The sequence below is a fragment of the Streptomyces sp. NPDC001351 genome (genome assembly GCF_042896045.1).
Classification (GTDB): Bacteria; Actinomycetota; Actinomycetes; order Streptomycetales; family Streptomycetaceae; genus Streptomyces.
This window is the reverse complement of record NZ_JBIAWS010000013.1, coordinates 30,681-42,659: the sequence shown is the minus strand read 5'-3', so window position 1 is coordinate 42,659 and position 11,979 is coordinate 30,681. Positions and strand designations below refer to the sequence as shown.

At 71.1% G+C, this 11,979-nt stretch carries 12 protein-coding genes; 9 read left to right on the top strand and 3 right to left on the bottom strand.

All coding sequences use genetic code 11. The annotated features are described in order from the left end of the window. Positions 1-35 precede the first annotated feature (35 nt). The 9 genes from ACFY1U_RS37470 to ACFY1U_RS37430 all read left to right on the top strand — a co-directional run bounded on the left by ACFY1U_RS37470 (position 36) and on the right by ACFY1U_RS37430 (position 7,890). Entirely contained in the window at positions 36-512 is a 477-nt protein-coding gene (locus ACFY1U_RS37470; RefSeq protein ID WP_390698515.1) for a single-stranded DNA-binding protein, read from the top strand. 259 nt (positions 513-771) lie between these two features. After that, complete coding sequence (locus ACFY1U_RS37465) at positions 772-2,181, top strand: Cys-Gln thioester bond-forming surface protein (RefSeq protein ID WP_390698514.1); 1,410 nt, start codon at positions 772-774, stop codon at positions 2,179-2,181. Between the two features lie 87 nt (positions 2,182-2,268). Further along, positions 2,269-2,958, top strand: coding sequence for a phosphotransferase family protein (locus ACFY1U_RS37460; RefSeq protein ID WP_390698513.1), 690 nt, complete (start codon positions 2,269-2,271; stop codon positions 2,956-2,958). Between the two features lie 91 nt (positions 2,959-3,049). Then, a complete protein-coding gene (locus ACFY1U_RS37455; RefSeq protein WP_390698512.1) occupies positions 3,050-3,418 on the top strand; it encodes a hypothetical protein in 369 nt (122 codons plus the stop codon). 94 nt (positions 3,419-3,512) lie between these two features. Further along, positions 3,513-3,809 carry a zinc-ribbon domain-containing protein gene (locus tag ACFY1U_RS37450; RefSeq protein WP_390698511.1) on the top strand — a complete coding sequence of 99 codons (297 nt, stop codon included), beginning with the start codon at positions 3,513-3,515 and terminating at the stop codon, positions 3,807-3,809. An 802-nt stretch (positions 3,810-4,611) separates the two neighbouring features. Continuing rightward, on the top strand, positions 4,612-4,926 hold the full coding sequence (locus ACFY1U_RS37445; protein WP_390698510.1) for a hypothetical protein: 315 nt from the start codon (positions 4,612-4,614) through the stop codon (positions 4,924-4,926). A gap of 205 nt (positions 4,927-5,131) precedes the next feature. Next, positions 5,132-6,796 carry an energy-dependent translational throttle protein EttA gene (gene ettA / locus ACFY1U_RS37440; protein ID WP_390698509.1) on the top strand — a complete coding sequence of 555 codons (1,665 nt, stop codon included), beginning with the start codon at positions 5,132-5,134 and terminating at the stop codon, positions 6,794-6,796. Between the two features lie 6 nt (positions 6,797-6,802). Then, entirely contained in the window at positions 6,803-7,216 is a 414-nt protein-coding gene (locus ACFY1U_RS37435; RefSeq protein ID WP_390698508.1) for an acyl-CoA thioesterase, read from the top strand. Beyond that, the gene (locus ACFY1U_RS37430) at positions 7,213-7,890 is read left to right on the top strand and encodes a hypothetical protein (RefSeq protein WP_390698507.1); all 678 of its coding nucleotides are present in this window, start codon (positions 7,213-7,215) and stop codon (positions 7,888-7,890) included. The genes ACFY1U_RS37435 and ACFY1U_RS37430 overlap by 4 nt, the downstream gene beginning before the upstream one ends. A gap of 20 nt (positions 7,891-7,910) precedes the next feature. Here the strand turns inward: ACFY1U_RS37430 and ACFY1U_RS37425 are convergent, their stop codons facing one another. The 3 genes from ACFY1U_RS37425 to ACFY1U_RS37415 all read right to left on the bottom strand — a co-directional run bounded on the left by ACFY1U_RS37425 (position 7,911) and on the right by ACFY1U_RS37415 (position 11,883). Further along, on the bottom strand, positions 7,911-8,864 hold the full coding sequence (locus ACFY1U_RS37425) for an ABC transporter ATP-binding protein (protein ID WP_390698506.1): 954 nt from the start codon (positions 8,862-8,864) through the stop codon (positions 7,911-7,913). Positions 8,865-9,020: 156 nt separating this feature from the next. After that, positions 9,021-11,729 carry an ABC transporter permease gene (locus ACFY1U_RS37420; protein WP_390698505.1) on the bottom strand — a complete coding sequence of 903 codons (2,709 nt, stop codon included), beginning with the start codon at positions 11,727-11,729 and terminating at the stop codon, positions 9,021-9,023. Position 11,730: 1 nt separating this feature from the next. Next, positions 11,731-11,883 (bottom strand): hypothetical protein, encoded by a 153-nt coding sequence (locus ACFY1U_RS37415; protein WP_390698504.1) that lies wholly within the window; start codon positions 11,881-11,883, stop codon positions 11,731-11,733. Positions 11,884-11,979: the final 96 nt, after the last annotated feature.

Genomic DNA, 11,979 nt, shown 5'->3' with positions numbered 1-11,979 from the left:
CCGGCCCCGGCGGCCGGGCGAGGGAGGGGGTCGTGATGAACGAGACGATCATCTGCGCCGTGGGGAACGTGGCGACGAAGCCGGCGTTCCGGGATCTGGCGTCGGGGCCGTCGGCGCGCTTCCGGCTCGCGGTGACCACGCGCTATCTGGACCGCGAGAAGAACGAGTGGACCGACGGCCACACCAACTTCTTCACGGTGTGGGCCAGGCGGCAGTTGGCCACGAACGTGACGGCCTCGCTCGACGTGGGCGACCCCGTCATCGTGCAGGGCAGGCTCAAGGTGCGTGAGGAGGTGCGCGAGGGGCAGAACTGGGTCTCGGCGGACCTCGAGGCGGTGGCGATCGGCCATGACCTCACTCGGGGGACCTCGGCCTTCCGGCGGCCGGGCAGGCCGCAACCGGAGACGACCGCCGCAGCGCCTCAGCAGCCCGAGCCCAACTGGGAGACCCCGCCCGGCGGTTCACCGGCCGGTTCGGCCCAACGGGAGCCGGAGCCCGCTGCGGTGACGTGATGTCAGGCGGTGCCCCGAGCTGACCGTACTGCGGCTTATCGGCAAATGCGTTCCGAACGGTCCGGTGGATTTGTCGATAAGCCCTGCTCGTGGGCCGTCTTGGCGATAACGATTCCGAGTCGGATCGCTTGTCCGACGGTATGACCGGCAAGCGTGGTGCGCCGCGTCCATAGGATGCCCGGCATAGCTCTCGGGGCTTCTGATTCTGCTGGTGGGACCGCACCCCCCACGTCAATGGTCCTGCTCGAAGGGGAATTTGGTGTTTTCTTCTTTCTCTGCGCCGTCCGCGCGCAGGCGAGGGTCCGTGCGTCTCGCCGCCGCGACGCTGGTGTCCGGTCTTGTGGCCGTCGGGGTGCTCACCGCATCCGGTACGGCCACCGCGGAGGAGACGACGCAGAGCCAGGGCGGGGCGACCGCCACCATGGGCGGCCTCAAGACATACGGCACCGCGGTGATCCACGAGAAGACCGGGGACCAGCAGGTCTCGGCGGGCCTGTTCGAGATGTCCGTCGACGCAGGCGGCACCCTGCAGACGTACTGCGTCGACATCCACAACCCCACCCAGCGGGACGCCAAGTACCACGAGACCGCCTGGAGCGGCACCTCGCTGGGCGCCAACCACAACGCGGGCCGGATCCGCTGGATCCTGCAGAACTCCTACCCGCAGGTCAACGACCTCGCGGCGCTCGCGGCGAAGGCGGGCGTCCAGGGCGGCCTGACCGAGCAGGACGCGGCGGCCGGCACCCAGGTGGCCATCTGGCGCTATTCGGACCACGCCGACGTCGACGCCGTCGACCCGCAGGCCGAGAAGCTCGCCGACTACCTGCAGAAGAGCGCGGTCGGCCTGGCGGAGCCCGAGGCGTCGCTGACGCTGGACCCGCCCGCGGTCTCCGGCCACCCCGGCGAACTGCTCGGCCCGGTGACCGTGCACACCAACGCGGCCGGTGTGACCGTGACGCCACCGGCGGACGCGGCGACGAGCGGGGTGCGGATCGTCGGCAAGGACCGCAAGCCCCTCACCTCCGCGGCCGACGGCAGCCAGGTCTTCTTCGACGTGCCCGAGCACGCCGCCGAAGGCTCGGCCGAACTCACCGTGCAGGCCTCGACCACCGTGCCCGTGGGCCGCGCCTTCGCCTCCGACACCCGCAGCCAGACGCAGATCCTGGCCGGCTCCAGCGAGTCGACGGTCTCGGCGACGGCCGACGCGACCTGGGCGAAGAAGGGCGCCATACCGGCCCTCTCCGCCGCGAGGAACTGCACCAAGGAGGGGGTGGACATCACCGCCGCCAACCAGGGCGACGAGGCGTTCACCTTCGAGTTGATGGGGATCGAGCACACCATCCCGGCAGGCGGGTCGCGCACGGTGACGATCCCCCTGCAGGAGGACCAGCCCTACGACTTCACGATCACGGGACCCGCCGGCCTCCAGAAGCGCTTCACCGGCATCCTCGACTGCAGGACCCAGACCGCCCAGACCGGCAACGCGATCCAGATCCTCAGCGAACCGAGCCCCGCGACGGTGGGCGGCACGGCGGACGACACCAACCTCGCCGCAACCGGCGGCTCCAGCACGACCCCACTGATCGCGGGCATCGCCATCGCCCTCGTGGTGATCGGCGGCGCGGCCCTGGTCCTTGTGGGAAAGAAGGACGCACCGACGCAGGACTGAGCCCTCGGAGGAAGGGGTGTCCCCGAGATGGTGTCCCGTGACGACGAGGAAGTGCCCCTGGCGGGGGGACGCGTCACGGAAGGGGTGGTGAGGGTCGCAGACACGGTGCGGCGGCCCTCAACGGGGTCCTCCGCCTTCGTCGGCGCCCTGCTCACCCATCTCGAGCGGTACGGCTTCACCGGCGCACCCCGCTACCTCGGCACCGACGAGAAGGGACGCGACATGCTCTCGTACCTCTCCGGATGGGTGCCGTCCCGCTTCCGGCGCTGGACGGACCCGCAGGTCACCGCGGCCGGCACCCTGCTGCGCGAGCTGCACGAGGCCACCCGCGGCAGCGACCTCACCGGCGCCGCCCCCGTCGTGTGCCACCACGACCCCGGCCCCAACAACGTCGTCTTCGGCTTCCACGACGACCTGCCCGCCGCGTTCATCGACTTCGACACAGCGGCGCCCGGTGACCCGCTCGAAGACCTGGGATACATGGCTTGGACCTGGTGCGTCTCGTCCCGCCCGGACCGAGGACCGGTCTGCGCCCAGGCCGCCCAGGTACGGCTCCTCGCCGACGCCTACGGCCTCGCTCCGCAGCGCCGCCCGACCCTGGTCGACGCGATGCTGGACCGCCAGACCCGCAACGCCCGCTGGTGGCACGGCCGACTCGACCGGCCCGGACCGCGCCGCGCGGGCGAAGACCTGATCGCCGCCCGCATCGCCTGGTCCGAGCGCGAGCACGACTACACGGCGGAGCACCGCGCCGAGTTCGCCGCGGCTCTGTACTGAACTGATCCGTCACCTCCCCAACCCGCGCTTCTCCAGGACGTGTTCGGCCGGATCCATGGAGCCCGGCGAGATCGATGGGCAGGATGGCCTCATGACGAAGCCATCCGTGTCGCCGGCGCCGTGCACCTCCTCGGGCTCGGTGCTGTCCCTGTGGTCGAAGGACTCGGTGCTGTCGATCGGCTCGGTGGGGTCGGTGCTGTCCATCGGGTCCGTCGGGTCGGCCCTGTCCGTCGGGTCGATCGGGAGCGCGCTCTCCGCCGGGTCGATCGGTTCGGCGCTGTCGCTGATCTCGGCCGGATCCTGGCTGAGCACAGGGTCACTGCTGTCCGCGCAGTCCCGGTGGTCGGTGCTGTCCTGGCGTTCCTCCCGTGCCTTCCGGTCGGCGGGCGTGGTCGGGGCGGCGGCCGTGGCTGCCCTGCTGTTGCCTCAGGGGCTGCCCAAGGCGAACGGCGACCACTGACAGTGATCCTGGCGCCGAGGGGGTGGATCTGCGAGAAGATCTCGGTCAGCGTCTTCCACCGGCGGCGGACACCGACCCGAGAAGGGCCGAGCTCGTGATCATCTTTGGCACCAAGGGATACCTGTACCAGCTCGCGATACTCACGCTGGTGTGCGGAGGCTGCGGCAACCCTGCCGCGCACACGCTCAGGAAGCGTCTCATGAAGTTCACGCTGTTCTTCGTGCCGCTGTTCCCCATCTCGACGAGGTACGCCACGCAGTGCACCTTCTGCGGCACGGAACAGAAGGTGACCAGGGAACAGGCCGAACAGCTCCAGGCACAGGCCGCAGGCACTCCCGGCGGCCGGCCCTACGCCCAGCCGCAGCAGCCCCACCAGCACCCCGGAGCCTGATCACCGCCGAGACCCGGCAGTCACCACCGAGGCCCCGCAGCGAAACCCCAGGTCACAGCCCCCGTTACTTGCCCGACACCCTGACCAGCCGCCGGACCCAGAACCCTGTGCATGCTCGGTAAATGCTGACGCCAGCGACTCCCAGTGCTGTCAGCGGGCCAGAGTATGCAGCCCTCCCGCCAAAAAGAAGATCCCCATGACGCCGAAGTAGATCCGCATGGTGGTAAGGCTCCTCCAGGGCGTTCCGTACCGGGTCCGACGCGTGACTACCACGTCTGCCCAATCCCAGAACCAAACGTCGATACCGCGGTAGCCACATGCCACCGCCGTGCAGACGCCGACCGCGAGCAACATGAGCAGTCCGAGCACCCCACGAATGATCAACGCCGTTCCCTTCCCCAACCCCACGACCAGCGTCGCATCGCGGCATTGTCGCAGGAGACGATGGCAGGGGGCCTCAACTGCCCGCGCACCCGCCCAGCTCGTGCCAGACAGTGCGGGGAACCACTGGGAATGCGGGGGAAACCGGCCTGCGGGTATCAGACACCAGCGCCCTTGCCCCGCAGGTCAGCAGCCATCCCTCCCTCAAGCGCCCGAGCCTCCCAAGCTGAGAGTTTTTGGGAGTCGAGCCGCTTCGGAGTTCTCCCTACGGGTCTGCCGGCGCGCCTTGCTCCGGTCGACGGCACCAGCAGCGCGGGTGAGGCCGGTGGTGGTGCGGCGAGGCACACGCGTGCGTGGTCGGTCGTCACGCCCGCCGTCGAGGGTGACTGTCGTCGGCCCATCGCTGCGTCATGATCTGCCGATGGACGAGTACGCGTGGCCTACGGGCCCCGACCTGCCGGCCGCAGACGTAGTTCTCGGGAGCTGGGCGGCAACCGTCGCAGCTCTGCCGGTCGGGACCCGTATCACTGGAGAGGTCATCGGCCGCCAGCCCTTCGGCGTCTTCATACGTATAGACGGTGTGCCCGCTGCCGTGGCGCTGGCTGAGATCACCGCCATGCCGCTGGGGATGGAGCTACCTGCCATCGGGGCCTCCGTCGAGGGGGAGGTCTTCTGGCACGCCCACAACCACCAGGTCAGGGTCCGGCTGGATGAGTGGCGGATGTATGCCGAGTGACCGTTCCCTGGGCCGTCTCTGGGCCGTGCGACGGCGCCCGAGGCTACTCAAGGGCGACCGACAGTGACAGACGCGCCGGGACGGGCGGCGGTGAAACCCCAGGTCACAGCCCCCCGGCCATATGGGTTACCACCCAAGGCTGGACCTCAGGCAAGATGGGGTGTATCTGCCCACTGCCAGATTTCAAGCTGCCGGACGGTTTCTCTTGGCTGAGTACATCTACACCATGCGCAAGACGCGCAAGGCAATCGGCGACAAGGTCATCCTTGACGACGTTTCGCTGAACTTCCTGCCCGGCGCGAAGATCGGTGTGGTCGGCCCGAACGGTGCCGGTAAGTCGACCATCCTGAAGATCATGGCGGGGCTGGAGCAGCCGTCGAACGGTGACGCGTTCCTGTCGCCGGGCTACACCGTGGGCATCCTGCTCCAGGAGCCGCCGCTCAGCGAGGACAAGACCGTCCTGGAGAACGTCCAGGAGGGCGTCGCCGAGGTCAAGGGCAAGCTCGACCGGTTCAACGAGATCGCCGAGCTGATGGCCACCGACTACTCGGACGCGCTGCTCGACGAGATGGGCAAGCTGCAGGAAGAGCTCGACCACGCGAACGCGTGGGACCTCGACGCCCAGCTCGAGCAGGCCATGGACGCCCTCGGGTGCCCCCCGGGCGACTGGCCCGTCACCAACCTCTCCGGTGGTGAGAGGCGTCGCGTCGCGCTCTGCAAGCTGCTGCTGGAGGCCCCCGACCTGCTGCTGCTCGACGAGCCCACCAACCACCTCGACGCCGAGTCGGTGAACTGGCTGGAGCAGCACCTCGCCAAGTACGAGGGCACCATCGTCGCCGTCACCCACGACCGGTACTTCCTCGACAACGTCGCCGGCTGGATCTGCGAGGTCGACCGCGGCCGACTGCACGGCTACGAGGGCAACTACTCCAAGTACCTCGAGACCAAGGCCACCCGCCTCAAGGTCGAGGGGCAGAAGGACGCCAAGCGGCAGAAGCGGCTCAAGGAAGAGCTCGAGTGGGTGCGGTCGAACGCCAAGGGGCGGCAGGCCAAGTCCAAGGCGCGTCTCGCCCGCTACGAGGAGATGGCCGCCGAGGCCGACAAGATGCGGAAGCTGGACTTCGAGGAGATCCAGATCCCGCCGGGCCCGCGTCTGGGCAATGTGGTCGTCGAGGTCAACAACCTCAGCAAGGGCTTCGGCGAGAAGCTCCTCATCGACAACCTGAGCTTCACCCTGCCGCGCAACGGCATCGTCGGTGTCATCGGCCCGAACGGTGCCGGCAAAACCACCCTCTTCAAGATGATCCAGGGTCTGGAGACCCCGGACTCCGGCTCCATCAAGGTCGGCGAGACCGTCAAGATCTCGTACGTCGACCAGAGCCGCGAGAACATCGACCCGAAGAAGACCCTCTGGGCCGTCGTCAGCGATGAGCTCGACTACATCAACGTCGGACAGGTCGAGATGCCGTCGCGGGCGTATGTGTCCGCCTTCGGCTTCAAGGGTCCCGACCAGCAGAAGCCCGCCGGCGTCCTCTCCGGTGGTGAGCGCAACCGCCTCAACCTGGCGCTCACCCTCAAGCAGGGCGGCAACCTGCTGCTCCTCGACGAGCCGACCAACGACCTGGACGTCGAGACGCTGTCGAGCCTGGAGAATGCGCTGCTGGAGTTCCCGGGCGCGGCCGTGGTCGTCTCCCACGACCGGTGGTTCCTGGACCGGGTCGCCACGCACATCCTCGCCTACGAGGGTGACTCCAAGTGGTTCTGGTTCGAGGGCAACTTCGAGTCGTACGAGAAGAACAAGATCGAGCGGCTCGGACCGGACGCCGCGCGTCCGCACCGCGCCACCTACAAGAAGCTGACCCGGGGCTGATCGATCTTGCGTCACATCTTCCGCTGTCCCCTGCGCTGGTCGGACATGGACGCCTACGGCCATGTCAACAACGCGATCTTCCTCCGGTATCTGGAGGAGGCCCGCATCGACTTCCTGTCCCTGCGGGGCAAGGAGTCCAAGCAGGGGTCGGTGGTGGCGCGCCATGAGATCGACTACAAGCGGCAGCTCGTGCACCGGCCCGACCCGGTGGACATCGAGCTGTGGGTCACCGAGATCAGGGCCGCGTCCTTCACCGTCACCTACGAGGTGAAGGACGAGGACCTGGTCTATGTACGGGCCTTGACCGTCGTCGTGCCGTTCGACTTCGAGACGCAGCGGCCGCGCCGGATCACCTCCGAGGAGCGGGAGTTCCTCGAGGGGTACCGGGACGACGCCGAGGAGGAGGCCGTCGCCGCATGACGGTGCTCCACCTTGCCGACGAGGGGGAGGCGGCTGACCTCGCGGCCTTCCTCTCGCGGCTGCTCCACTACGACCGCGGGGCCGCGGTGCGCCTCCAGGCCGCCGGAACCGCGCTCGCCGTCTTCGGGCGGCCGCCGTCCTTCGAGGTGCTGGCGATCCGCGCGGTGCGGCTCGCCAAGCCGTACGAGAAGGGGCTCGACGTCACGCTCGACGTGACCGTGTCCGCCGGTGAACTCCTGGAGACGGTGGACGAGCCGGCCGCCACGGCCGGCGTTCCGGCGGCGGTCACCGGGCCGCCCTGGGCGGGCGTCCTCCCGCCGCGCGGCGGCTGGCGTCCCGAGCCCGGGCTGCCCGCGCCCGATGCCCTGCGGGACATGGTCGGCGCGGCCGTCGCCGAATTCCGCTCCCGTACGGGGGAGTTGGCGCCCGAGGAGCGCACCCGCGCCGAACTCGACCGCATCGGACGGGAGATCTGGTCCCGGACGGTCGGCGACACCCGCCTTCCGGTACGGGCCGCGCACGCGGCACAGTCGCTGGGGTTCCTCCGCTCCCCGCAGGGCGCCGGGGATCTGGCGTTGGTCTCGTCGGGTGCCTGGCTGCGGCTGCGTACGCCGTACGGGTCGATTGCCGTACGCCGTGCGGGCCTTGGGGCGTTGGACGTCAGCGTCCGCTAGTCACCGCGTCTCCGCTCAGATCACTCGCTGTCGTCCGGGCGTACGGCGATGTGGTCGGACTCCAGTTCCAGGGCCACGCGGTCACGCATGCCCAGGGCCTCGGTGTACTCGGCGGGGAGCTGGAGGCGGCCGGCGCGGTCGAGCATCGCGTACTCGCGGGCGACCACCGTCTCGTGACCGGTCGTCGCGTCGACCTCGCTGCGGCGCAGGACCTCCGTGGAGGTGCGGCCGTCGCGGATGGCGACCGTGCGGCGGACCTCGCCGGCGACCGCCTGGTCGTGGGTGACGATGACGATGGTGGTGCCCAGGCGCTCGTTCGCGGTGCGGAAGGCGGCGAAGACCTGCTGCGCGGTGTGGGAGTCGAGTTCGCCGGTGGGTTCGTCGGCGAGCAGGACCGCCGGGTTGTTGGCGAGGGCCACGGCGATGGCGACGCGCTGCTGCTGGCCGCCGGACATCTGGTGGGGGCGGCGGTCGCGGCAGTCGGCGACCTCCAGCAACTCCATGAGTTCCAGGGCGCGTTCGGTGTGCAGGCGGCGCTTTTTGCGGGTGCCCGTGAGCTGCATGGGGAGGGTGATGTTCTGGGCCGCGGTGAGGTAGGGGAGGAGGTTGCGGGAGGTCTGCTGCCAGACGAAGCCGACGGTGGTGCGGCGGTAGGCCAGGCGGTCCTTCGCGGTCATGGTGAGGAGGTTGTGGCCGGCTACGCGGGCCGTGCCGGCGGTGGGGGTGTCGAGGCCCGCGAGGATGTTCATGAGGGTGGATTTGCCGCTGCCGGATGCGCCTACGAGGGCCATGAGCTCGCCCGCGTGGACGAGGAGGTCCAGGCCTTGGAGGGCCTGGACCTCTGTGCCGTCCGTGGTGAAGATGCGCACCAGGCGGTCGCAGGTGATGAGGGCGTCGTGGCCGTAGGTGGGGCGGGCGCGTTGGGCTGCGGCGCGGGTGGTCAGGTCGGTGAGGGTGGGATGTGCCGGGGGCATCGGGGTCTCCTGGGCGTCGGGTTGGTCGACAGTGGCCCGGTGTGGGGGTTGCTGTGGGGGTGGGGCGCTCGCCGGCGCTGGCGGGGTGCCGCCTGCGCCCACCCGTGCCGCCCCAGCGGCACGACTGCCCGCAGGCGACGGTGAGGATCGGATGGCTCATCGGGCATCCCCCGCCCTCAGTTCCGCCACCGCTCCCCGCCGACCGGTCCACCAAGCCTGAGTCGCTGCGACCCCCACCGTCAGCAGGACGATCGCCGCTGCCGGGAGCAGTAGTGACGTCGCGTCCGTTCGCAGCACCGCATCCGTCGTCGGTGCTCGGGTCGAGGCCAGTGCGAGGGTGGTGAGGTCCACGCCCGGTGACAGGAGCCGGATCGTCGCCCAGCCCGTCAGGGTGCCGCCTGCTGCCGCCAGGGCCGCCTGGGGCAGGGACTCCAGGATCAGCAGGCGGCGGCCCTGGGTGCGGGTCAGGCCCATGGTGCGCAGGCGGGCCAGCAGGGCCGTGCGTTCGGGGGCTGTGCGCAGGAGGGACAGGAGCAGGGCCAGTACGGCGTAGCCGGCGCCCGCGGCGACCGCCGTCGTGTAGACGCGTTCGGCGCCGGTCTGCAGGGGCGAGTCGGCGTATCGCGCGCGTTCCTCGGTGCGTAGGTGTACCTCCGCCGAGGGGGGTGCTGTGCTGCGCAGGGCGGGCCCGTCCAGGTGGGTGCCGGTCAGCAGCAGTGCGGTGGGCAGGGACGCCTGCCCGTTGAGGCCGGCGCGGTCCACCACCAGGAAGTTGTCGCCGGTGACGGCCGGGGTGTGGTCCCGGACGACCTCGATGCGGACGGTGACCGAGGTGCCGTCCTCCAGGCGTACCGGGAAGGGCCGTGCCCCGTAGGTCCGCGCCACCGCAGGGGAGGCGAGGGCCGGAAGCGGGGCGTGGCCCGGCCGGTCCCTCAACTGCCCCTGTGGGAAGGGGCCCAGGCCCGTTCGGCTCGCCAGTTCTGCGTAGTCCCGCGGGTCCACCCCCGCCAGCGGTACCGAACGGGTGAGGTCGGTCGGCTTGGCCTGGTACGTGATGCTCGCGACGGCGAGCCCCTGTACGCCGGGTGCCCGGCGGATCCGTTCGGGCAGGCCCGGCGGCAGCGGGGACGTCGCCTCGATGCGGGCGTCGGCGCCGACGGCGAGGAGGGCCGCCTGGTCGCGGGCCTCGCGTACGCCCGCGAGGACCGAGCCGCCGAAGGCCGCCGTGGTGAGGGCGGTGAGCAGGGCCAGCAGGGGCAGCACCGCGGAGGCGGAGGTGCGGCCCGCGCGGGCCAGCGACAGATGGCCCAGCGCGCCGCGCAGCCGGGCCGCCGGACGGGCCAGGCCGCGCAGCGGCAGCGGGTAGAGACGGACGAGGACGAGAGCCGCGACCGCCCCCACCAACACCGGTGCCAGCGCCGTCAGTTGATCGCCCGAGGTGCCCCGTCTGCGCAGGGTCTCGACCGCGCCCAGGGCCACCACGACCAGGGTGAGCTCGGCGACCGTACGGCGCCGGGACGGCCGCAGGGAGGTCAGGTCCGAACGGCCGCCATGGATACGGACGGTCCGGTGCGCGGCAGCCGCCCGCAGGGGCAGGGCCGCGCAGGCGACCGCGGTGACCGTTGCCGCCGCGGCGATCGCGTAGGGGGCGCGGCCGCCGGGGAGCGCGAGCAGGGCGACCGCCAGGCCCGCGGCGCCCGCGGGGAGGGCGACCACCGCGGTCTCGGCGAGCAGACGGCCCGCCAGGCCCGGCAGGGACGCGCCGCGGGCGCGCAGCAGGGTCAGTTCGGTGCGGCGGCGGTCGGCGGCCAGGCCTCCCGCCATCAGCAGGACCACGGCGGCGACCGTGCCGGTGCCGAAGGCGGCGACGGCCACGAGCGGGCGGACGTCGGACCGGAGACCGGTGAAGCCGTTCAGTACGGTGTCGAGGTCGGTGTCCACCGTCGTGGACGGGTCGGTGAGCGTGCGGATCCTGAGCAGGGTGGGGCCGGATTCGAGGGACGCGACGGCGGATTTCAGGCGGTCCGCATCGTGGGCGTGGAGGGCGGCGGGCGAGGGGGCCAACTGCCAGTAGCGCCAAGTGCTTCCGGTTGTGCCCAGCATCGCCGGGGCCGCCTCGGGGGCGAGCAGCAGAGAACCGGCCCAGTACCTGTCGGGGTCGGCGCCGTTTCCCGGCAGCAGGACGAGGTCGGGGGTGCGCAGGAGGGGCTGGGCGGACCAGTAGGCGCCCTCGGGGTCGCGCGGGGTGACGATGCCGGTGACGCGGACGGCCAGCGGGGCGCGTTCCAGGCCGGGCACGTGGATGACCGAGCCGACCTTGATGTGCAGGCTCTTTGAGGTCTCGACGGTGACGGCGGCCTCCACCCCGGCGGTGGCGGCGGTGACCCGGCCGGCGTGCGGGAGGCGTCCGCTGCGTACCGTCGCGTGGTCGGCGAGGCCGTGCTGCGCGGCGAGGGACATCTGCGCCGGCAGACCGCTCGGCCGGGGCAGCCAACGGTCCGGCACCTCCTGGGGCTTGGTGCGCGCCCCGTACGTCGACTGGTCCGGATCCACGACGAGGGGCCGCGGCACGGCGGCACGGACCTTCGCGTACTGCGCGGCGAGCGGGCCGGGACGCAGCGCCTCCTCGCGCTGCTCCCGCGGCAGGAGCAGGCTCGGCTGCTCGGCCCACACACCCACGACGGTGGTCGCAGGCTGCGCCCGCTCGACGGCCCGGCGCAGAGCGGCGTCCTCGTACCGGTCGACCGCCCGCGGGAAGGCGGCCGCGAGGCAGGCGGTCAGCGCCACCAGCAGCGCCAGCGCACAGGCGGCACCGGGCGCGGCACGCAGCCGCGTCCGCACCCAGGGAGCCGGCACCGCGTTCATGTCACTCGCCCCCCTGTTCTCGCAACGACACCGCCGGGTCCCCGTGCTGCACCGCCAGGGCCACCGTCATGAGCAGCGGGGTCGCCGCCACGGCCGCCAGCGTTACGGCGATGTGGGGTACGGGCACTTCGGCCGACGCCCGTGGCACGGGCATGGCACGCAGCCGCGTCCGCACCCAGGGAGCCGGCACCGCGTTCATGTCACTCGCCCCCCTGTTCTCGCAACGACACCGCCGGGTCCCCGTGCTGCA